The organism is Mucilaginibacter sp. PPCGB 2223 (genome assembly GCF_001705515.1).
In the GTDB taxonomy this organism is placed as follows: domain Bacteria; phylum Bacteroidota; class Bacteroidia; order Sphingobacteriales; family Sphingobacteriaceae; genus Mucilaginibacter.
Map to the genome: position 1 here is coordinate 1,980,197 of NZ_MDJS01000001.1, position 21,354 is coordinate 2,001,550.

Here is a 21,354-nt window from a genome sequence, read left to right on the forward strand (position 1 = left end):
AGGAAGAAGCGGCGCGGAAGCGAAAACAGTATGAAAAAGGTAGTATACCCCTAAACCCCGCCCGATGAACAACCCCTATCAATTGATGCCCCAGCTGTTTTTAAGGGCGCCTTTTTATGGCTACCTGGATTACGACCTCTTGCGCCTTCCCCGGGTGCTGGCCGATCAGTATTTCCGCAACGCGGTATGGCTGGCCAGCCCGGTCTTTTACCAGGCGCTACAGAAAAAGTGTTTTGAGTTTGACCGGTTGTCCGATAAGGAAAAACATACGCTGGCCAAATACTATAACCGGATGTGCTTCCGCCCTACTCCTTTCGGCGCATTTGCGAGCTTCAGCCTGCTGAGTTGGAGCGACAGCGGCGCGGTGAAACTGTCAGGCGACGAAAAGGCGCGGCTCCATCTTTTGCCCGACCAGCACATTGTTCAAGGCCTGAACCAATGTTACCGCCGGGGACCCGACGCGCACCTCGTCCTAAACCCGGTGCTCTACCAGGCGGGCAAAGATTACCGCTTCATCCGGTCAGTTGCACATGCCCGGGGGCTCTACCAATATAACCTGGATACCATTGAACATATCCCGTTCCATCAGGAACTCATAGCTGCTTTACGCGAAAAGCCATACACGGTCGCCGAACTGCAACAGTGGATACGGGAACAAACCGGCTGCGCTGCCGGCGAGGCGGAAGATTACGTCGGCTTCCTGCGCGAAACGCAACTGGTTATAGGCCCGGAACGCGGACATATCATCACTGCGGTTACGGACCCTTTCCGGGACCTGGCCCTAAATGTTCCCGCGGGGGCCGACCTGCCTGCCACGGGAAGTAACTGGTTCCACGCTCTGCCTGTACTGGAGCATCAAAAAGATGGGCCATATTTCTATGCTGCTACGGAACGCCACCTGCAGGAAGGTTGCCCGGATGAAAGTACGCCGGCTGAACTCGCCCGGGTAACAAACATGTTGGCGCGGCTTAGCCCTTCACCGGAGCCTTCAGCGCTGACGCGCTTTATTTCGGCGTTTAGCGAGCGTTATGACCGTGAAAAAGTCCCGATCCTTGAGGCTTTGGATAACGATACCGGTATCGGGTACGCGGAACTCGAAGCCGCTGCGATGCCGCCATTGATGGATGGGTTGCCTTTCTCCAGGGTCGATCCCGAAGAAACTCTCCTTTCCTGGGAGCCCGTCCGCCAGTTATTGTTCCGGCTTTGGCCCCGGGGAGGGAACTCCGTTCTGGATATCAGCGATCAGGACCTGGAGACACTGCCGCCCCGGGCGCCCGAAACCCGGGCCCCGAGCATGAGCCTTATCTTTCGCCATACGGAAGAACACCTGCTGATCGAACATTCCGGAGGTGCAACAGCCACCGCGCTCGCAGGCAGATTCTCCGTTTTTAGTGATACCGCACATGAGCTATGCCGCAAGATCGCCTTAAAAGAACAGGAAGCGAATCCGGGTGTCCTTTTTGCCGATATCGGGCAATTATCCGACACCCACGCGGACAACGTCAACCGGCGCAGGCAAATCTATGACTACGAGATCCCGCTGAACGTCTACTCACAGACGCCCCTGGATGCGCAGCTCAGACCGGACGACCTGTGGCTGTCCGTACGTGACGGAGAGTTGATGCTCGAATCGGCGCGTCTGGGCAAAAGGGTGATCCCCAGGCTGCCCAGCGCATACAATTTCAGAAAGAGCGACCTTACGATATTCCGCCTGCTTTGCGACCTGCAATACCACGCTTGTTCCGCTCCCCGCTCCCTGGACCTGGAAGAACTTTTTCCCGGGCTGCAGCAATATCCGCGGGTGTGTTATGGCCGAACTATTCTCGCTCCCGCCAAATGGCATATTGGGCAGCAGGATATTGACCTTTTGCGCTCACTCGGGCCTGCAAAATATATGGAAGGTATCAGGACATTGCGAAACAAGTACGGATTGCCCAGGCGGGTCAGCACGGGAACAGAGGATCAACAATTGGTCTTTGACCTGGCACAAGCGGAAGAAGTGGCATTCCTGATCAACTGTCTTAAACCCGGGGAGCCGATAAAATTCCTGGAATACCTGTTGCCCGACCGGTCGGTCCGCAAAGGCATCGATCCGCTGGCCGGCCAGTTTATTGCCTTTATGTACCATGATGGCAGGGCCTATCGCCCGGTAATTGCCCAGGACGGTAAAGGCAACGTGCCGCCGGTAACGAGGGACTTCCCGCCGGGCAGTGAATGGCTCTACCTGAAGCTCTACTGCACCCCGTTTACCGCCGATAAATTATTGTCGGAAGTGATCGCCGCAACCCTTGATGAGGCAGGGTCCGCGGTCTCCTCCTGGTTTTTTATCCGGTATAACGATCCCAGGTATCACCTCCGGCTTCGTTTTCGCATCCATCCGGAGCTCGGCGGGGCCCTGTTGGCAATCCTGCGCAGGTCACTGGAGAAGGCGGGATACGACCAGATGGTGGGTGATTTCCAGGCCGGCACCTATCAAAGAGAGTTAGAACGCTATGGGCCGGGCCTGATCGGGCAGGCCGAAGAGTTATTTCACCTGGGAAGCCTGCTTTTCCTGCGCGCCCTTGATCCGGACCCGAAGGAACCGGAAGCCTGCCCTCCTTTCAGGCTGGCGCTGCTTTGCGCTTCGGCGATGATCGGCATATTTTATCAGGCGGAAGGAAGCGCTGTATTTTGTCAGAAAGTCGCAGAAAGCATGTTGCAAAATTACCGGGGGCAGAAAAACTTACGCACCGAAATGGATAAAAAGTACAGGCAACAAAAAAAGGACGTCGAAAAATGGTTGAAGGCCGGTACATCGGGCCTGCCCGCAGAACTGGCTGCCCCGCTTAACGCGATATTGGAACAAACCCGCCTTATTTATGACCTGAGTGTAAGCGATGGTCCCGGGCGGCAGTCAGCCTTACTGGCCGACCTGGTCCATATGCAGCTGAACCGCTTTTTCAGTACGCACACCCGCGAACTGGAATTGCTTACTTATTATTGCCTGCATCTGTATAAAACATCGGAAAGGGCACGGCAGGCAGCCGGCTCAATATAGGTCATGCAGTTTGGCGTGAAAAGCATCACGGTAAGCAGGTCCGATCGGCAATACGGTACCGTCTTCCAGTTTTACCTGCCCCGGTTCCAGGACGCGCACCGCGCCGTCCTGCACGATGTAAGACTTATGGATCCGGGTAAAGCGGGTTGCCGGGAGGTGTTTCATCACCTGGCTCAGGGTCATATAGGTCATCAGTTGTTCCCGCTTCAGGCATATCCGGATATAAGCATCTGCGCCTTCGATATACTGTATTTCATCACACTGCACCCGTACCAATTTACCTTTAACGCCGGTCTTTACAAAGAAAGAAAGGGGGTTGGCAATCGGAGAACGGTTTAACTTATTCTGACGGGCACGCTGTACGGCCGACAGGAAGCGCTCATAAAAAACGGGTTTGACCAGGTAATCCTCGGCGTGGCGTTCAAAAGCTTCGACCGCGTATTCCCGGAAGGCGGTCGTAAAGATGATCATCGTTTGCCGGCCGGTGAGCCGGGCGAACTCCAGACCGTTGATCCCGGGCATATCCACGTCGATGAACGTGATATCCGGGGGCTCCGGGGCAGTTATTTCAGCGAGGGCCTTTAAAGGGTCTGTTGATGAACCGATCAGGGTCAGTTCCGGGGTACTCTCAATATAATCGCGTAACACGGTTATGGCGTGAGGTTCGTCATCGACGATGTAGCAGGTCAGGGTCATAGGTGAATTATTAGCGTGGTCGTATAGTTTTCAGGAGTGTCGCTGGTATCCCATTCGTATCGCCCCTGGTAGGCATGGTCCAGCCGGGCTTTGATGTTCATTAACCCGGTGCCCCCGCGACGGGCCATATCGTTCTTTGACTTCTTACGGTTATGGCTATGGTAGTACAGCACCCCACCGGGAAGCGCACGGATGAGTATGCCTGCCGGTGCCCCCGGGTCGCCCAGATGCCCGTGTTTAAAGAGATTCTCAGCCAGGGTCAGCAATACCATCGGGATGATCCGGAGACCGGAAAAATCCCCTTCGGTTGTGAGCTCAAAATAAAAACCCGCGGCAAAACGGTAACGGTTGATCTCTTCCAACTGGCGCAGGTGCATGAGTTCCTCTTCAACGGGCGTGCTTCCATTGGCGTCCGCCGCTTCCAACCCGAATCGGATAATATCGGAAAGCAGCAGGACACTCCTTGCGGCATCCGGCGAATTCCTGCGCACCTCGCTATATATAAAATTCAGGGTATTGAACAGCATATGGGGACTGATCTGCTGTTCCAGATAAGCATTTCGGAGCTCAGCCTGTTTCCGGGCCGCCTCGGTGACCTTATTTCGGTAAAAAGCAATATATCCTGAACTCCAGTATGCAGCCGAAAGGATAGCAAAATAGCCTGCACGGAACAGGTAGCCGGGCATCATCGGACGAACGGCAGTTAAGGGACGCGCGTAGAGGAGGAAATCAAGCCCGGCCTTGACCAGCAGGTAGCCCCCTAAAAGTAGCAGCCAAAGCAAAACACCACCAAGGTAATCCGGTGAAGAACGGTAAAAGGTCCTATTGAGTACTGTGGCTTGCGCATAAAAAAAACCGATGTTCAGGGCGTAAAACAATACATAGCGATATAGCGGTTCCAGGTGACCGATACTATAGTACAAGAGCCCTAGCTCATACCCAATAAACGCCGCCCAGCAGGCCATATGGATCAGGAACAGCGGGAGCTTTTTTTTGAATCCTCTCATATATCACACTTTCACACCGGCAAAATGCCGGTTTACTTAAAAAATACAAATCCAAACGAAAACAAGTTTAATTTAATAAAAAAAAGATAAACACAATGAAAAAACTTCACCAGTTACCGACCAAAAAAAGAGGGACAGTAGGACAATTTACTAACAAATTTAAACGGAGCGGAGATACCGACACAACGACCAACACGACTTCGACGGACACAACAAGTCTGACCACGGTCAACACCACCCACCTGTTATAGGGTATGTTCAGGGATGAACTGCATTCCCTGGGTAAGGTTATCGATGACCTTTTCGCGGGTACCGGGGAACCGGATTGCACCGGGACACTGGAGGAAATTATCCTGGCCTGGCGACAGGCGACCTTTTCAGCCGCTACCAACGAGTGCCTTAAACGGTATTACAGTTTTCACCTGGAGGGTATCTCGATACATTCGGATACCCTCTCTACATTCACCGGAGAGCATAAGGCCTTAGAAAGCGGTTTACTGCACCTCTCCGAAACCCTGGTCAACCGGTATGGTGCTTATCTGGAGGACGATCTCCGGCTGCCCTCCCTGTACACACACGCGTGGCGTCAGTTGCGGCTAAAAGAAATAAGCGCGCTGCGACCGGCCATTCTTAACGCCAGCCTGCCCGCGGGCCTGAAAGATTGTATCGGCAGCTATTTTGATGCCTATCTGCAACCTGGACAGGCTTGCCTTTATACGCTGGGGGCGATCCGGTATTTCGATAAACTCACCGGGGAACTGGAAAAGCTGGATTTCAGCTCTCCGGACATCGAACAGCAGGTAGATGTACTGTTTCTTCACCTGGATTTCAATCACCTGCACCACCTGGCCCTGCTGCAAGCCAGGATCAGCAAAAATGCGGAGCAAATGGGGCAACAGGAAAAACTCCGTTACCTATTGGCCGAACGCTGCCGGTTCGGGGGCCTGCCCGTTCAGACCCGGTACCGCTACCAGGCCGATTGGCCTTCTCTCCGCTCGATGCTGCACAACTGGTTAAGTGAGGAGATCGTGCGTGTTCGTGAACAATCGCCGGCCTGTACCACCCCTATTCAAAAGCTTGGCCTTAACCTTTCCGTCGCCCAGCTCGCCTGCCTGTTAAAGCTTTTGTATGACGAAGGTATTTTCTGTACGGAGAATTTCTCTGATATTCTGCGCTTTTTCTCTGCGTATTTCCGCAGCAAACGCCAGGAAAACATCTCTTACGGCAGCCTGAGTAAGGAAAGTTACAGCACGGGCCAGGTTACGGCCGCGGTTCTTCGTGATAAGTTCGCGCAGATGATCAAAAAGATCGATCGTCACTTCTTCCCGGAATAGGCTGCAGGAGGTGCAGGAGGCCCCGGTCGGTCAAAAACGTCGTCAGCTCACCAAGCCAACCGAAGGAAAAACCCGGCCGCAGCAATAATTCTTCAGGTGACAGAATGAGCACATCTTCCAGGGTTTCCAATCCCATTAGTGACGCCTGCGCACAAAACTCCGATTTAAAGCTAAGCGCTTCTAATCGCTCCTTTAAAAACTCCCTATCCTCCATAACCAAATATACATCTTTTAAGATACACCTTATATGATGTATCTTAATAACGGTACTTTTTACGATGGGTTTTAACTTATTTTGGGCATGGCTACCCGAAAACCCAAGAACTTTGACCCGCATACAGAAGAGATGCTCAAGCGCCTCGGCTCGCGGATGAAGGCCATCCGGATCGAGAAGGGCCATGACAATTACGAAAAATTCGCGATGGCGCATGATATTTCCCGCGCCCAGTACTGGCGCTACGAAAAAGGAAAAGATCTGAACTTCAGCACGCTTGTGCGTGTAATCAAGGCACTGGATATAAGTTTGGCGGAATTTTTTAGCGAGGGGTTTGAGTAAGTCCGGATGGATTTGGCCCAGCACTCACAAGCCGAAAAACTTGAAACCCGTTTTGCAATACGTTGTAGCCAACGCTGAAAGTACCATGAAGCTGCAGTTATATGGTCCTTAAATAATGGCTTTAAAGTCCCGGGATTCAGGCGACCGTCCAACACATCAAGGCATAATGGGTTGTTAGTAGCGTCATTTATGCTTTTATTGAAGTAGGCAAAGCACTAAACATATTAATTAACTCAATATGAAAGCAAAGTATCTGATGACCGTAAAGTCCGATGAGAACAATAACTTGTTGTGCATCATCGCCTTACTGAACCCCGCATAACTACAAGCCCAGCAATTAGAACAAGAGCCCGACGGCTTCCATCCGGAACGCAACTTACCCTGCAAAATCTGCGGCGATTACGTCAACGGCAAAAAAGCCTGGTTCGACCAGAACGGCCAGCAATGCCTGCACTGCCACCAAGCCATCAAAGACGATATTATCCCCGGCGACCTGACCGACAAAGACTACTTCAAAGAAATCGAACTGGAGCTTTATTTTACCCTCGACCGTAAGGCGATCAACCAGCTTATCAGGAAAAAGCGCCTCTTTGCTCGCGAGGTGAAGCGCATAGACCAAAAAGGCACCTACTTGCGCCTGTTCCTTTACCCCGACAATCCGGGTTTCTTTCCACCCAAAGACCTACTCAAAGGAGGCGTGGTAAAAGACGGTGAAGAGTATGTGTTTGTGCCTTGGTATTTGGTTGTTGATGATCCTAATGAGGTGATCAAGGCTTATGGAATAGGTAAAGTCATGCGATGGGCTGATATCAAATGAAGGTTTGGGTGACAAGCTCATCATCTTTTGACCATGTCGAACTCGAAGATTTCAAAGAAGACGAGCAGTAAAACACCAGCAACGACTAAAGACTCGGCAGGATCATTGCCAACGAAAAATACCAGGACTACCTCAACATTGCACTCACCAAACTCCAGGTCGCATCCGAAACCATCCTCCAATCCTTCAAACCTGCCCAATGGGCCGTCAGTCAGACCGGCACCATCGAACTCATCTACGGCTGCCCCCATTAGTTAGTATCTGAGAAATAGTTGGCAACAAATAATTCGGATATTATTTACGGAATTTTATTTGATTCATTTTTTACAAAAGTTTGGTATTAAGGTGATTTAGTCTTAATATTATTTTTTATTATTAAAACAAACATACCCCTAAAGTTCTGTTAACTTGAATCTCTTGCAACAATATCGAACCGGGCAAACCATGGTACTCGACTTGCCTGTCCTCATAAATAATTCTTTCTTGCAAGAATTTGTCGAAGAATACCGTGAACTGCTGCAAGAATTGGTCAAAGAAGGCAGAGCATTTTTGAAACCGGGAATGAAACTCAACGTCCGTTTTAAAAATCATAATGGCGCGGCGGATGACGAGATTGATTTTGACCTGATTTTCCTTTCTTATCTGACCTTGTTGAAGTTTGATTTTCCGAATATTCAGATCAATCTGATCCTACCGGCCAATGAATCAGGCACACAACTTTCCAAATACTTCTACAGGTTGCTGAACCACCGGACACATCTTGAGATCAATGCCCGTCAGGAAATATTTAAACTTTATATCGGAGACGAAACATATAAGGGCATTAATACAGAGCGTTCGGGAAATTATATACCCCCACTGCTGATTACGTCGCAAACGATCAAGACCTTGTTCCAGCCGAAGCGATCCGGACGGGATTATACCACCCTTTTAAGAGAGACCTTTCAACAATTTAAAGGTGTCCTTCCCAAACTCGGTGACCGGGAGAATTTTTATAAAGAATTCTTTGACAAGTATGACCTCAGCCGCGGAGAGTACTTTACGTGGAAGCCGCTGGACTTGAGCGGTTCCTATTTTATGCGTGCCCTGTATGATCTTTATTTGCTGCGGTATCTTTTTGCCCGGGATAAAGGCTTGGAAACGGACTATCAGATCGGCAATCCCATTCGGACTAAAAAAGGTGATGATTCGCCCGCTTTATTTAAGACGGGCGTACTGAGAACCCTACTCAAAGAAGGCGTATTCCAGTTCAACGACGTGGAAGCTTATTTCTTTTCGATTCTGATTCAGCATACCGATCTTTTCAAAATACCGAATAAGCTTCCTGACATCCTGGAAAAGATCAGACCATTCATTGCCCCGGAAATTACGGAGAAAGACGAAAAACTAGTCAAAGAAAATTACATTACGCTATTTAACGAAAACCTGGTGCGACTTATCCGTTACACCCGGGATATTGCCTATGCATTAGAGGAGCTGTCCAAAAACATCGTAGAACATACCGAAACAGGCATCGGTGTGATCACGGCTCGCATCTATTCGTTCGAGCGTGTAGTCAACCTGAAAAGCACCGAAGAAGGATGGCGCAAGCAATTTTCAGCAGGCCATAAATTTTTAGATATCAATGTGATCGATAATGGCCGCACGGGTATAAAGGAAAAATACCTGAAAAATTTAGAAAAGGAAAAGAATGAGTATGAACAGCTTATTGAAAATGCAGAAATGCGGCACACCATCGCGGAGAATTACACCGATGATATCCAGCAAATGCAGTTATTTTCCCTCAATCAGTTTTTTAATTACCATACCATTCAACTTTACCACCAGATCAACCGGGTAAAAGCACGTTTAGGATTGTTGATCTTTTCACAGCACATACTTCATGACCGAAATGCTCAAATTCATATTTCCTCCAATAGCCTGACCGAGAAGCGGCCGATCGGTTTTTACCTTTTTACAACAGAGGGTCAAATTGTCGAGCGCATCAGTAGGGATTATTTATCACTTGGCACGAACTATCAATTCCTGATCCCGGTTAAAGAGGAATTTGAACACCATGCGGTACCGCAACATACGCGCGCTTCCGGAACGAGTATTGGGGCCTCTGTATTTATGGAACTACACGGTTATGGTTTTAGCCCGGAGAGCCCGCACCGCTTGATCAAACCGCATTTTGTCCCCGGTCAAGGTAAAAACAAGTATAAAAAACTGGAAAACTTGGTAGCACAGGTTGACAAAATATCGGACGGTCAAATATTGGTACTGAACGCCGGGGAACTGGCTGCTACTGTCTCTTCATCCAGCGATTGGATCAGATTGCTCGCAGGTCTTCAATTCGGCTATCTTGCGATTCGCGATATCATTGTTTACGGGTTGAGTCCCGAAGTCTATGAAGACATTGTTAATATACTTAAGATTTTCAGCGACTTTAAGAAAAGTGACATTGGTTTTTGGAAACAGGACCGGCAAGTTTTGTTTTTTATCCCGGTCGTGCATAATGAATGCCGGTTTTGGTTTAATAGCATACTCACGGCATCCGATTACGGGATGTTCCTGAAAGTTAACCAGGAAATTGACATATACCATTTTAACTTAATACGGTTGACAGAGCCCGAGAATATGACTGTAGTCGACGACACGGTCACGGATTTTTCAAGTAGTTCCTTATTTTCTAAAAGTAACAAACTACTCAATTTTGAGCTTTTGATCAAAAACGATACAGGTTCATCGCTCTATGAAGAAACCATTTGGTCGATGCTGCAGCAACCGATCAAAAAAGGTATAGCGGAACTTGACTTATCTAAACCAAGTGCATAAACCATGAAGATCAAACCGGAGCTTTATTTCGAAAATTTTAATGGTTTTAAGATTGCCGACGCACATTTTGAGCTCGGTTCCAATTTGCATATCCGGGACTATTACTATGTCAAGAGAATTTTTTACAACAGCTTTTTCACCAACAGGTTCGCTCTCTTAGTCGCTCAGAAATTACTTGTCCAACATCGTGATCTGATCCGAATGTTAGCCACTACAGAAACCATCAAAAAGACCGAAGCTGCCATTACCCTGGTCGGTTATGAGAATTACTCTGATCTACTGCTCAGTAATATTCGAAAAATGCTGAATGATTACGTCCGGACAGCATACGGCATCAGCGAGGACCTGTTCAACCATGATGTTTTCACCAAAGAAAATGTCTTTTTGAAGAATCCGAACAAGATTGCCAACCGGATCATTTTGGTGTTTCCCATCAGCACAACGTTTTCCACCTCGATCCGGGTGAGAGGGGAAATCACCGAGATCGCCAGGGATCAGAAACTCAAATGTCATCCGCCTGAATTTATTGACCCCGTAGTTAATTGCATTGTGATCAGCAACCGACCATTGGAAAAGAATTATGAATTCAAAGAAATAAGCGATTACGAATATGACTACGGGTGGCGAAGCGTCAATGTTGCGGAAAAAATGGTCAATGTGCAGATCATCGACCAACCCAGTCAACAGGTAAAAGACCGTCATCAGAGACCCATCGATTGCTTTTTCGTGGCCCAGCTTTATCTGATCTCGCTGGTCACCAAATGGATAAAAATAAGTGAGTGCGGGGAATGTTACCCAAGCGATAAACAGCAAGAAAAAAGCCTCATTGAGACCAAAATCATTCCGGTAACACCCAGTCTGATCTTTGGGTACCCCAAGACCATCGTGCCAGAAAAACATGTCAGTATATTTCCGGCGTTTGATATCAGGAAAAAAAGGGCAAAGGAGGAGCCGATGATTTATCGCCGGCATTTCAAAAAACTCGAGAACTATTATATCTATTACGTCAGAACAGGTTTTTTTCTTTTGGAGAATTTATCCGATATTAAAATTTGGCTGGCTGATCTACGTTCCCATGAATTGTCCGGTCTGATCGATAAAAGCATCGTCATCATCACGCCGACAGCCGGCTCTAATTCAGGCTTCGTTAATTTATTGAATGACATTGTCTTCTCGGAAACGGCGACCATCATTCAGTATAATTCCAGGGAAGAGTATTTACAAAACTTCATCCATTTTTACGCTGATGTGATCAGACAAGCGGAGAAAATCATTTTTGTTGATGATGCCGTCGCCACAACCCAGAGTTTTCTGGAGATCGATTTTTTTATCAGAAATGTACGGGATGGTAAAGGGACAGAATATTTCATTACGTTGATCGACCGCGTTGATTATTATAATTCGATCAAACTCAGTGCAATACTTGAAGAGTCCAATCAAATTGAACAGGTGGAGAAACGTTTTTTTGCTTATCGGCACATCCATGTTTCGCCCATCGTTCACCGCGATAAGTATCCTTACATTTCACTTATGGAAAAATTTAAGGAGCTATCCGAAAAATCAGTCCTCGATAGTATGCGGATACATTTCAAAAACCGGGAACGGCATTTTAGACCTGTCGATCTTACCCGGGACTATGAAAAGTTCGAGCACGAAGACAATATCAAATCGCTGTTATTATTCTTGCTTTTTCATGAATTCTCAGCTTTATTCTACTGTAAAAACGGACGCTTTATTTTCCAGGGAACTATTCAGAAGGCCTTTGAAAATAACGAAGACCCCAACAGTTGGCAATTCGTTTTGATCCATTTTGAAGAATTAGCCGAGAAATGTTCTCTTAACCAGTTTAAAGAATCTTATCCGGCTTATCAACAAGAAATTAAAAATTCATTATTTAAGATATGTAGTTCAGATCCTTTTTATCAGCACCAGAATATTAAGGAAAGCGCATTCCGATGGATATTGGCCGACCTGGGTGACAGAGTCACCCATATTAATAAAATGAAAAAAGTGGACCGCTCTTTTTTTCAACGACGTACGGTCAACGGTGTACCGCTTGCATATTCCACCTTTCAGGATTTTAAATTCCTATTAAAAAGAGGCGCCAAGCTGAAAATGAATTACATCTATTCGGTTGAAATGCTCTACGCCATCGGTTATATCGTCAAGGGTTTAACACAATATTCGAATGCTGAACGCGCAAGTCAATCACCTATATCTTATCCGATCGATTTTATTACCTATTATGTAGGTCTGTTACAAGAGCTCATTATCGAACACGAAGCAAAAGCTTTACAGGTGGTGAAAAATATCAAGACGATCATTGATGCCAATCCGATAACGCCCTATGAACATCAAACTTTAAAAAATACCTATAACGACCATTTTATTCATCTGCTACGTATGCTTGTTTTGGAGAATACTTTTATTTTCCACACAGCTGCTGAAAAATTCATCTCAAAATACAAAGGACCCTTGTTATTCTCGAAGAATGATAGCGAGGAGTTTTTTGAACGCTTGGATGCCGCGATGAAAACCTATCCTTTTTACTATACCAACTGGATGCTGTCTCGTTTCGATGCACCCGGTAAGAGCCAAAGACCAAGTCCGGAAAAAGGTAGTTTGATATCCTTTAAGAATATGATGTTTTTGAAGGCTCTTCTAACCGCGGATAAAAGCCCCCGGCCATTAAGCGAGGTTTCCATTGAAATCAAATTGCGCGAAATCCTGCGTCTATGCTGTGAAATATTGGAGGTGAAAAATGGCGGCGCTTATTTCGCGGTGAAACATAAAAACAATCGTAATTTATCAGAGGAAGGAGACATTGCCATTGTAGCCAGCTATCAGCATAGTCAAAAAACGGCGTTCAAATCTGCTGATATCACCAAGGAGAGTTTACTCTACAAGATCTTTGATGGAATAAATGAAACCAATAGCGCAAACATCTTAACCACAGTCGAACTATCATTGGACGATGAACAAAATTATCGTTTTCGGGATAATCAAAATTTTAGTGCGCGTGATCTTTATCGTCTGTCAGAGTTTCAGAATGACCTTTATCGTGACTTGTTTTACCTCAGAATTACGGAGATCGAATTTGACGAAAAGAAAAAAAGTTACCTCGTTGTACCACAGGCGATCTTATGCTTTTATCACGATAAACTGAGTAAAGTCGAGACTAAAATGGTTCATGATAAGCTCAAATTGATCGCGACGAGCAGCCCTCTTGCTAAGCAATTGTCGTTAACTGATACGCCGGTCGAACTGCCAAAACAGCGACCCGTGTACAGGCGGTTTGATCCCAAAAAAGTGAGACAGTTGCTGTTGCTCCGTAGCGATCTGAGTGACTTCATCAACCATCACTTCAACAACGACAGCCTGCGCGCCTATATTGAACTGATCAACAACAAAAAATACTATGACTCACTCAAACATGGTACAACAACGTACGAGGAACTGGTCAAAACTCATATAGACAAAGTCGTTAACGCTAAAAATTTCGGGGATGTCGGTTATTACGCCCAATTTCTTAAACGCGCTTACAAATACCTCATCAATAAATTGCACCTGCTTTCCCTCACCAGCAAGTTATTTGAGGATAAGTCGAAAATTTCCGAAAATGCCTTTGTAACAACATCCGTGAGAGATATTGCAGGTTTGCTCGAACAGGAAAGCCTTTATATTTTCACCATGTGGCAACCTAATCTCAATAGTTTAGATGACTTAAAAGCCATAAAATTCATTAATAGTGTCCCGATAGAACTTTGGGGACTTCAAATCAAAATTTTCCACTCCCTGTTGGACGAAATGATTTTTGAATTGCTTTACAATATCAAGAAGCACACGATCCATATCATGTATGAGGAAATTTCAGAAACAGATCCATTGACCATTACCCTTAGCGGAGAAATCAAAAATGACGGTATCTTCTGGCTGACGATCACTAATAATTTTTCTACCAAGCGCCCGGATTTCGTCAGGAATTTAAGTAATAAACTGGCGAAAAGAAACATTTCAGACGGCCTGAATCTCATATATAACGTTTTGTTCCAGTCCACCGGACAGCAACTGCTGTTATCTGCAAAACCAGGGGAATTTAGTGTTAGCATACCATTTATTATCAATCGTAAACATGAATAAGAGAAAAATAATCATCATCGAAGATGTTGAAGAACACTGGAAAAAACTTTACAGTATGCTTCGCCAAAAATATGACGTCTATCCCGAACGTTTGGATCAATTTAAAGCGTTACGGGGCCAGCTGGCCGCAGTTTATGGCGAAGGAACGGAAGATAATCTTATCGAAAAAAATGATAAACTGATCAAAGCGACGATCAGCGATTTTGCTGCGGAACTTTGCCTGGTTGACTACGAACTCATGGAGGGTAACGAAATGTGCAACGGCATCAGGTTCAGCGAAGACTACCTGTTTAATAAAATAATTTTGTTCATCACCGGAGTGAAAGGTGAAAATAGTGATGAAATAAGGAACAAGATCAAAGAGCACTGTGAGGGTATCGGCCCAGGAACCAATACTGGTAAAGATGACAATCAAAACCACGTAGACTTTCTTTTTAAAGAAAAGATGAACGAAGACTTTCGAGTAAGATTGATGCGCTGGCTCGCTAAGTTTTTTAAAAGCAATGATACCGATGATGACGAAAGATTGGATCCTAATATTCTAAAATAATTAAAATGAATCAACCTGACGAAACGGAATATACGAAGCTTAAAAACGAATTTGTCCAGCAACATAAAAACTGGAAGGACTTTTTACCGCTGTTAAAGCAACCAGGTGACTATCGGTCTGTCAAAACCCTGGAAGCTGATATCAATCGCCTGAACGACTTTATTGTGATCTTCTCCGGCTTATGCTATGCCATTTCCATACAAGCTGCGGTCGAAGACCCCAAGGGCCATCGACGTGAAACTCTTAACCTGGTCAACAATGTCAAAGATAAAGTTATCTATCAGCACTTGTCACCATTGACAAACCGACTCAACCATTTGGTCAACCGGGCGAACATGATAGTTGCTTACGTGGCATTATTCGTTGGGTTATTGGGTGTCGGATTGGCAGTCTACCCCTTGCTTAATGACCCCGTACCGCACTTATTGAAAAAACTTGATGAGATAGAGCATAAGATAGATAGTATAAATACATCAGCGGGCAAGATAAAATTATTACCAATTACACCTATTGAACAAGTGGATACAACAAATCACATTAAACATAAAGAAGACGGAATAAAAGCACAGTAAATTTTTAATCCGTTACTGCTCTTTTGCTTCGTCATTGAACTTAACAATGACATATGTAAATCAAAACCAACAAGTGCCGACGATATGATACGACGACGGTCTCCTCGATTGGCGTTTATTGGAAAGTTCTGATCTAAATCTTCGTTTTGCCTAAATCATAAGAATTGAAGATATATGGCAAATGTGCGGACACAAAGGTCCCATATGTTTTTTGATGAACGGTTCTGTTGCATAGTTTAAAGTAAAAAAACAAATGTTCAGACTATTAAATCGATATCATGCTTTTAATATTTATTTATATTTATATAATCTGACGCTATTTCGTTATTTTATCAAAAAGCAATCATTTGTTTTGACGAATTTACCAGTGATAAAATGACGATTGTTTAGTAAATTTGATTAATCCTTTGCATTTTATAAATTAAATGAGCAAAGGTAATTTGAAAGAAAATGGTTGTAGAAACGCAATTTGTACATACAAATAAGCCGGTTGAAACTGTGGACTATGGTCATACAGTGATACCTGCAAATAGGCTGGAGTTTTTATACCGGAAATGTACGGAAGTTCTCAAACGCAATCCCGGTAATGTACTCGAAGTAGGCGTCTACAAGGGCGGCACATTGTTGGCGCTCGCTAAGGCGATGTATGAAGTTTGCCCACAGTATACTATTTACGGGGTGGACACCTTTAGCGGGCATCCTTATACAGATGGTCATCCAGTCCACTACACTGGCAAGTACGCTGATGTCGACCTCGCTGAATTAAAGAAATTCCTTTTGACCGTACCGTATACTGGAAATATAAAACTGTACAGAGGACGAATAGAAAAAATATGGCCTACGATCCCGGTAAACAACCTGTCTTTCGCGCATATTGATTGCGATCTGTATGTCCCGATAAAATATTGTTGTGTGAACATCCCCGAAAAATTCGAAGATGGCGCCGTTATGTACTTCGATGACTATGGACATGACCACTGCCCTGGTGCCACTCGCGCAGTCAACGAGGTTTTCGGTGCAAAAAAGTATGTCAATGAAGTTATTCTTGATGATCTAACAAACTGGTCCTGCTTTATAGATTTTTGAATAGTAGTAATGGAGCAAACGACGTATCTCGCAATTTTGGATAATTTAAATGCACATGATAAACCCAAATACAGGGCTATTGTCAATGCTTTTAAAAATTGGAAATTATCTGGTGGAAAGGAGATTATCGACAACGTTTCCAATGATTACTTTGTACTAAAGCTCCCTTTGTTGGCCGTAATTGATCATTTATTGAAGTTCAAAGGCGTTCATTCTTGGTTAGATGTAAGGGATCAGTATGATGAGGCTTGTAAAAGCCAAATCAAAAAGTTCTGTGTTGGTGGGAAAATTGATAAAAAAGAAGAATATAGTAAATATTTAGGCCGGGGTTTTAAGGAAATAGCTGTGAGCAGATGTTGTCCTGTACACCGTATGGTTAGCGATATTGGATGCCATCCAAATAATTCCCTTAGTGAGGATGAATGTAATTTGTTAAGGGAGCGTCTTGTGAAAAACTCTTTGACAAAAGATGATAAACTGATGAAATTCAGAGTCGGAAAGCCATTTTTTCCGATTTGGGTCACGTTCGTTGGAGAAAAAGACAAATTCTCTGCTCCAACAGAGTTTGCAAATGGAGATTTTAAACATTATCAACTTCGCATCTGCCTCGGACTTTCACCAAGAGAAGATAGTTTTCCTCAGTTTGTAATCACTTATAAACTAGACAAATCGGAAAGACTACGATTTCCTACAGTGATCGATGCCGGTACCTATGATTTTTTTAGCCCAACTGATAAAAAGGAAAAATCGAAGCATGGCTATACGGCCAATAGTTCTAACAGTCACGAAATATTTTCCAGATTAATGCTCAGTGACAATTTTAAAAGAATGTTCAAAAAAGAGCTAGATGAAATTGAGGTTGAAAAGATAAATCTTTCAAAACCAAGTGCTGAAATAGAAAAGTCAATTATGGCGATAAACGAAAAAATTCAAAAAAAAATTATTGAGGAGACATTTTTGAAAGGCCGCCCCGAATCCGTCTATTACAGCAATCGTGATATTGCTATTTCAGAATTACTTTCATATGAAGTAACATTACCATAATATGTCGAACTTAAGCGTCTTTCTTTCTTCAAACAGAAATCTGCCATATTCTTTTTTTGGAAAAAGTCTGATTGATTTCAACAATGATGAATTAGAAGACCTGCTTCATATTTGTCTGGAAGAAAAAAGCATTATTTCACCTTTATTAAGTAAAGAAGACGGCCCAATTGAGTTTCTATCAGAAGTACTCAGAACGACAAGTATCGATGTATTTGACAACTACTCCGATACAATTGATAAGATATTCTTAGAGGCGATTCAAGAAAAAGAGCGCTTCCAAACCTGGTCAGAATTACAAGTTCGCATTATCATTAATGCGTTAAGACTTTCAAATAGAATGAAACGAGGAATTCAAAAGGATTCTTTAATTGGCGTTATAAATAGTGCTCATTGGGATGCCGTTAGCAAAATTCCCGAAGCTGTACTCAAGGATACGGCAACGCTCATCTCGATCTATCCATCCCAAAATTCCGACTTTTGGATGAAAATTGATATTCAGAGATTTCCTTTTCTTATCGGCCCTTGTATTAATGGATTAGCCGGGTATCCAGACGCTTGTATGGAGTTTCTTAAAAAATTGACGCCGAAGGAAATAAAACCTGATTTGCAATTTCCACTTTCAAAATTTATCAGGAATATGTTCAACTCCAGGTTAGATGATAATGCTAAAAGAAAGGCATATAGGAATTTTTATAAACTAAATTACAGGCTACAGGAGGAAATTAATTCAATTATCGCACTTGTTTTTGAAACGGATGATCCAATTTTTAAACTCGTAGAGCCTATTAAGTTTTGGAAATATTATGTGAGAAGTAAATCATTTGCTGCTACTCCTAAACGAAAATCTTTCTTCCCAGCGTCCGAGTTTTACGATACAAGCATTTTTCCATATGGAATACAGAACTTGGACATCGCAACAAAATATAATTTACAGGCGCAAGTTTTTAAACTGCCGGATTATGTGGACGATGCGCCATTACTGCTAAATAGAGACTTAAAATCGGCATTGGAAAAAATCAAACTTAATAAGAAATATGATTTTATTGCTCGCGATTTTAAAGAAGGAAATATACTGATAACTTATCCTATTGAAGCCTTTAAACCTAATCAACAGGGTGAGGGGATGGATATCGCTGTTCTTAATTTATTCAATTACGCTATTATAAGCAATGTTGTTCCTGACGCAACAATTTACAATGAGTTATATGAAAAAAACATCCATACACCAAAATTGGTGAGATTTTGTGCAACTCTTCTTCAAATCATTAAAGCAAGTTCAAATAAAAGAGAAGTTAATGTATATGTTAATGATTCTGGCATAAAGGGAGTTATGGACGATAGTTTTGGCAAATTGCTTGGCTACTTTAAAGATCATTTTGATCGTAATATTATCTTTTCCTTTCACTTTATTGTTGTTAAAGGTCAAAAAAAGCTAATTGACCGTCTTAATACGCCCAATTCTATTGTAATAACTACAGGCCCTGTATTGGCCCAAATCTTCGAATGGCAGCTCAGCGGCAAGAATTCCTTTGAATATTTTTCAAACTCTAAATTTGTGGAAGAGCTCCTAAATATTGAAGAAAAGACTGAAGCTATAAAACTTTTAATTTCCTCCCTAGAAACTTCGTTATTACACCAATCATTGCACATTAACATTCCAATCGAAAAATATAGGGATAACCCAGAGCACCAGAGCGTTGTGCATAAATATGCAAAACTCACGTATTTTACGAGTGAGTACATTGCGAAAAACATTCAGCGTTACGTTGACTTTGTTGAAAAGAACCAAAAGTTGTTCAAACTTTCAGGTCAGAAACCTAGTAGACGTTCCATAGAACAGGCTATTTTGTTCTCTTACATATTTGGGCACCATACAAAACTCAACACATCCGATGTGAATTTGAATCAAACGCATAATGAGATTTATAAAAAGGTGATTGTTTCATGGTCCCAAGCTCTAAACAGGTTAGGTATGAACTTAGTAATGCATAGGGAAAAAGCTACTGATCCAGCAACTATTGATACGGTCGATTTCCTGCAAGCCGTTTTAAACGAGATTATTACATTTGGTGAAGAGGATTATTTGCTTTCGTCGATAGAGCCACAAGACCTAGAACCCTGGTTTAATAATCATCTTTACAAGAGACCATCAAATACACTTTCAACTCAAGTTGCAAATGCATAACCCATTGTTTTCTTTAAATGAAGTTTCAAAAGTTTACGAAAACATAAATCGTGAAAAATCTCAGGCACTTTCAAATATTACAATAAGTCTTTTAGGTAATAATATTACCTGTATCATGGGGAATTCCGGCTCGGGCAAAACAACACTCTTAAGGACTATTGCGAAATTGGAGACGGCAACTTCTGGAACAATTGATTTTAATTATGACAGTGACAAATTGGGCTATGTTTTTCAAAACAACTCTGTCTTTCCATGGATGACAGTCGCGGAGAATATCGGCTACGCAATGAAAATTCGAAGAATTGAAAAAGAAAACATCGATGAAAAGGTCAAACTACTTGTGGATATGGTCAATTTGCCGCAGACACATTTAAATAAATATCCAAAGGAACTTTCGGGAGGTGAATTGCGGAGACTCGCGATCGCTTCTGCGCTATCCAAGGACACGCAACTGCTGTTGCTTGATGAACCGACCTCTCAGTTGGACGACATGAATAAATGGTCCATTCAGGATCTTGTGCAGAGAATATGGGCCAGCAAAAAAATGGCCGTGCTATGGGTGACTCATGATATCGAAGAAGCTATCTATATGTCTAATCAGGTTATCATTATGAAAAAAGGGCAAATTGTGGAAAATGTACCTGTCGAACTGACTTATCCAAGGACCAATGAAATGAGGGTTTCACCTCGGTTTTTAGCATTAAAATTAAAAATTAGTGAACTATTATGCTGAATGCCCGGAAAAATTTGAGAACACTTATATTGCTCATCATTGTACTATGTGCGTGGGAAGTAGTTGCCGATTTATTTGCGCAACCAAGGCTATTTCCATCATTAAGCCACCTGTTAACGTTTTCTCTTCCCTCGATTGCTACCTTCTCAATTGACGGTAAATCCGGATACGACGTAGCCCTTTTTGTAATTTTAAAGCATTCGTTATTGTCCGTTTACCGTTGTATTTTCGGCTTTGCTATCGGTTACGTAACTGGCATATTATATGGCTTAAGCGGTCAAAAAGAATCTCGGCCCGAAAGGAAAATGCCCATTCTCTTAACGTTTTCACGTAATATTCCATTATTGGCTTTGATTCCGCTGTTTTTGTATTGGTTCGGCGGTACAGAAATCGGAATGATCCTATATATCGCATTTGCTGTTTTTATCATTGTAGCAACAAATACGCAACAAGCTGTTTTCAACGTACCTCAAAATCTTATTGAACAAGCGCAAATGCTTGGAGCTGACAGGAAAAGAATCATATGTGACATAATCTTTCCGTGTATACAGGGCGAGCTAGCGGGCGCCATAAAATATTTAGCCAGTTTGATCTGGGCTGTGTCGTTGGCTTCGGAATATTTGGCCAGTTCCAGTGGCATGGGATTTTTGATCTACCAATCTTATTCTTTTTCGGATATGGGGAAATTAATTGTTTTATCGATAGTATATTGTTTTTTAAGCATTTGCAGTTATCACTTTGTAAATTTGTATTTTAAAAAGAAATTAACCTGGATATAAG

At 43.7% G+C, this 21,354-nt stretch carries 17 protein-coding genes; 13 read left to right on the forward strand and 4 right to left on the reverse strand.

Annotated elements, in window-relative coordinates:
* Positions 1 to 64: 64 nt before the first annotated feature.
* The gene (locus BEL04_RS08590; RefSeq protein ID WP_066002343.1) at positions 65 to 3,037 is read left to right on the forward strand and encodes a lantibiotic dehydratase; all 2,973 of its coding nucleotides are present in this window, start codon (positions 65 to 67) and stop codon (positions 3,035 to 3,037) included.
* Here BEL04_RS08590 and BEL04_RS08595 read toward each other — a convergent pair.
* Complete coding sequence (locus BEL04_RS08595) at positions 3,029 to 3,733, reverse strand: LytTR family DNA-binding domain-containing protein (RefSeq protein WP_066002345.1); 705 nt, start codon at positions 3,731 to 3,733, stop codon at positions 3,029 to 3,031. The genes BEL04_RS08590 and BEL04_RS08595 overlap by 9 nt on opposite strands.
* Positions 3,730 to 4,740, reverse strand: coding sequence for a sensor histidine kinase (locus BEL04_RS08600; RefSeq protein ID WP_066002351.1), 1,011 nt, complete (start codon positions 4,738 to 4,740; stop codon positions 3,730 to 3,732). Before BEL04_RS08600 ends, BEL04_RS08595 begins: the two co-directional genes overlap by 4 nt.
* Positions 4,741 to 4,994: 254 nt before the next feature.
* On the opposite strand from BEL04_RS08600, the gene BEL04_RS08605 reads away from it, so the two are divergent.
* Complete coding sequence (locus tag BEL04_RS08605) at positions 4,995 to 6,074, forward strand: hypothetical protein (RefSeq protein ID WP_066002353.1); 1,080 nt, start codon at positions 4,995 to 4,997, stop codon at positions 6,072 to 6,074.
* 301 nt (positions 6,075 to 6,375) lie between these two features.
* A complete protein-coding gene (locus tag BEL04_RS08610) occupies positions 6,376 to 6,630 on the forward strand; it encodes a helix-turn-helix domain-containing protein (protein WP_066002356.1) in 255 nt (84 codons plus the stop codon).
* Between the two features lie 376 nt (positions 6,631 to 7,006).
* On the opposite strand, the gene BEL04_RS08615 is transcribed toward BEL04_RS08610, so the two are convergent.
* Positions 7,007 to 7,249 carry a hypothetical protein gene (locus BEL04_RS08615; protein ID WP_066002359.1) on the reverse strand — a complete coding sequence of 81 codons (243 nt, stop codon included), beginning with the start codon at positions 7,247 to 7,249 and terminating at the stop codon, positions 7,007 to 7,009.
* Between BEL04_RS08615 and BEL04_RS08620 the strand changes: the two genes are divergently transcribed.
* The gene (locus tag BEL04_RS08620; RefSeq protein WP_066002361.1) at positions 7,232 to 7,447 is read left to right on the forward strand and encodes a hypothetical protein; all 216 of its coding nucleotides are present in this window, start codon (positions 7,232 to 7,234) and stop codon (positions 7,445 to 7,447) included. The two genes, BEL04_RS08615 and BEL04_RS08620, sit on opposite strands and share 18 nt — an antisense overlap.
* 20 nt (positions 7,448 to 7,467) lie before the next feature.
* Here BEL04_RS08620 and BEL04_RS08625 read toward each other — a convergent pair whose 3' ends face one another.
* On the reverse strand, positions 7,468 to 7,698 hold the full coding sequence (locus BEL04_RS08625) for a hypothetical protein (protein WP_066002363.1): 231 nt from the start codon (positions 7,696 to 7,698) through the stop codon (positions 7,468 to 7,470).
* Between the two features lie 193 nt (positions 7,699 to 7,891).
* Here BEL04_RS08625 and BEL04_RS08630 point away from each other — a divergent pair, with 193 nt between their 5' ends.
* The 9 genes from BEL04_RS08630 (at position 7,892) to BEL04_RS08670 (ending at position 21,353) form a co-directional block, all read left to right on the forward strand.
* On the forward strand, positions 7,892 to 10,264 hold the full coding sequence (locus BEL04_RS08630) for a hypothetical protein (RefSeq protein ID WP_066002364.1): 2,373 nt from the start codon (positions 7,892 to 7,894) through the stop codon (positions 10,262 to 10,264).
* 3 nt (positions 10,265 to 10,267) lie between these two features.
* Positions 10,268 to 14,404, forward strand: coding sequence for a hypothetical protein (locus tag BEL04_RS08635; protein ID WP_066002365.1), 4,137 nt, complete (start codon positions 10,268 to 10,270; stop codon positions 14,402 to 14,404).
* On the forward strand, positions 14,397 to 14,954 hold the full coding sequence (locus tag BEL04_RS08640) for a hypothetical protein (protein ID WP_066002367.1): 558 nt from the start codon (positions 14,397 to 14,399) through the stop codon (positions 14,952 to 14,954). Before BEL04_RS08635 ends, BEL04_RS08640 begins: the two co-directional genes overlap by 8 nt.
* Positions 14,955 to 14,959: 5 nt before the next feature.
* Positions 14,960 to 15,526 (forward strand): hypothetical protein, encoded by a 567-nt coding sequence (locus BEL04_RS08645; protein ID WP_066002369.1) that lies wholly within the window; start codon positions 14,960 to 14,962, stop codon positions 15,524 to 15,526.
* Positions 15,527 to 15,976: 450 nt separating this feature from the next.
* Entirely contained in the window at positions 15,977 to 16,612 is a 636-nt protein-coding gene (locus tag BEL04_RS08650; protein WP_066002372.1) for a TylF/MycF/NovP-related O-methyltransferase, read from the forward strand.
* 9 nt (positions 16,613 to 16,621) lie between these two features.
* Positions 16,622 to 17,656 (forward strand): hypothetical protein, encoded by a 1,035-nt coding sequence (locus BEL04_RS08655; RefSeq protein ID WP_066002374.1) that lies wholly within the window; start codon positions 16,622 to 16,624, stop codon positions 17,654 to 17,656.
* A gap of 1 nt (position 17,657) precedes the next feature.
* Positions 17,658 to 19,841 carry a hypothetical protein gene (locus tag BEL04_RS08660; RefSeq protein ID WP_066002376.1) on the forward strand — a complete coding sequence of 728 codons (2,184 nt, stop codon included), beginning with the start codon at positions 17,658 to 17,660 and terminating at the stop codon, positions 19,839 to 19,841.
* Positions 19,834 to 20,574 carry an ABC transporter ATP-binding protein gene (locus tag BEL04_RS08665; RefSeq protein ID WP_139112964.1) on the forward strand — a complete coding sequence of 247 codons (741 nt, stop codon included), beginning with the start codon at positions 19,834 to 19,836 and terminating at the stop codon, positions 20,572 to 20,574. Before BEL04_RS08660 ends, BEL04_RS08665 begins: the two co-directional genes overlap by 8 nt.
* Positions 20,568 to 21,353, forward strand: a complete 786-nt coding sequence (locus BEL04_RS08670; RefSeq protein WP_066002380.1) for an ABC transporter permease — start codon at positions 20,568 to 20,570, stop codon at positions 21,351 to 21,353. Before BEL04_RS08665 ends, BEL04_RS08670 begins: the two co-directional genes overlap by 7 nt.
* Position 21,354 lies beyond the last annotated feature (1 nt).

Bases quoted from the DNA above. Each gene is read 5' to 3' on its own strand.
- BEL04_RS08610 (WP_066002356.1), top strand. From the start codon at position 6,376: ATGGCTACCCGAAAACCCAAGAACTTTGACCCGCATACAGAAGAGATG.
- BEL04_RS08605 (WP_066002353.1), top strand. From the start codon at position 4,995: ATGTTCAGGGATGAACTGCATTCCCTGGGTAAGGTTATCGATGACCTT.
- BEL04_RS08600 (WP_066002351.1), bottom strand. From the start codon at position 4,740: ATGAGAGGATTCAAAAAAAAGCTCCCGCTGTTCCTGATCCATATGGCC.
- BEL04_RS08590 (WP_066002343.1), top strand. From the start codon at position 65: ATGAACAACCCCTATCAATTGATGCCCCAGCTGTTTTTAAGGGCGCCT.
- BEL04_RS08595 (WP_066002345.1), bottom strand. From the start codon at position 3,733: ATGACCCTGACCTGCTACATCGTCGATGACGAACCTCACGCCATAACC.
- BEL04_RS08655 (WP_066002374.1), top strand. From the start codon at position 16,622: ATGGAGCAAACGACGTATCTCGCAATTTTGGATAATTTAAATGCACAT.
- BEL04_RS08635 (WP_066002365.1), top strand. From the start codon at position 10,268: ATGAAGATCAAACCGGAGCTTTATTTCGAAAATTTTAATGGTTTTAAG.
- BEL04_RS08650 (WP_066002372.1), top strand. From the start codon at position 15,977: ATGGTTGTAGAAACGCAATTTGTACATACAAATAAGCCGGTTGAAACT.
- BEL04_RS08630 (WP_066002364.1), top strand. From the start codon at position 7,892: ATGGTACTCGACTTGCCTGTCCTCATAAATAATTCTTTCTTGCAAGAA.
- BEL04_RS08645 (WP_066002369.1), top strand. From the start codon at position 14,960: ATGAATCAACCTGACGAAACGGAATATACGAAGCTTAAAAACGAATTT.
- BEL04_RS08625 (WP_066002363.1), bottom strand. From the start codon at position 7,698: ATGGGGGCAGCCGTAGATGAGTTCGATGGTGCCGGTCTGACTGACGGC.
- BEL04_RS08640 (WP_066002367.1), top strand. From the start codon at position 14,397: ATGAATAAGAGAAAAATAATCATCATCGAAGATGTTGAAGAACACTGG.
- BEL04_RS08670 (WP_066002380.1), top strand. From the start codon at position 20,568: ATGCTGAATGCCCGGAAAAATTTGAGAACACTTATATTGCTCATCATT.
- BEL04_RS08665 (WP_139112964.1), top strand. From the start codon at position 19,834: ATGCATAACCCATTGTTTTCTTTAAATGAAGTTTCAAAAGTTTACGAA.
- BEL04_RS08660 (WP_066002376.1), top strand. From the start codon at position 17,658: ATGTCGAACTTAAGCGTCTTTCTTTCTTCAAACAGAAATCTGCCATAT.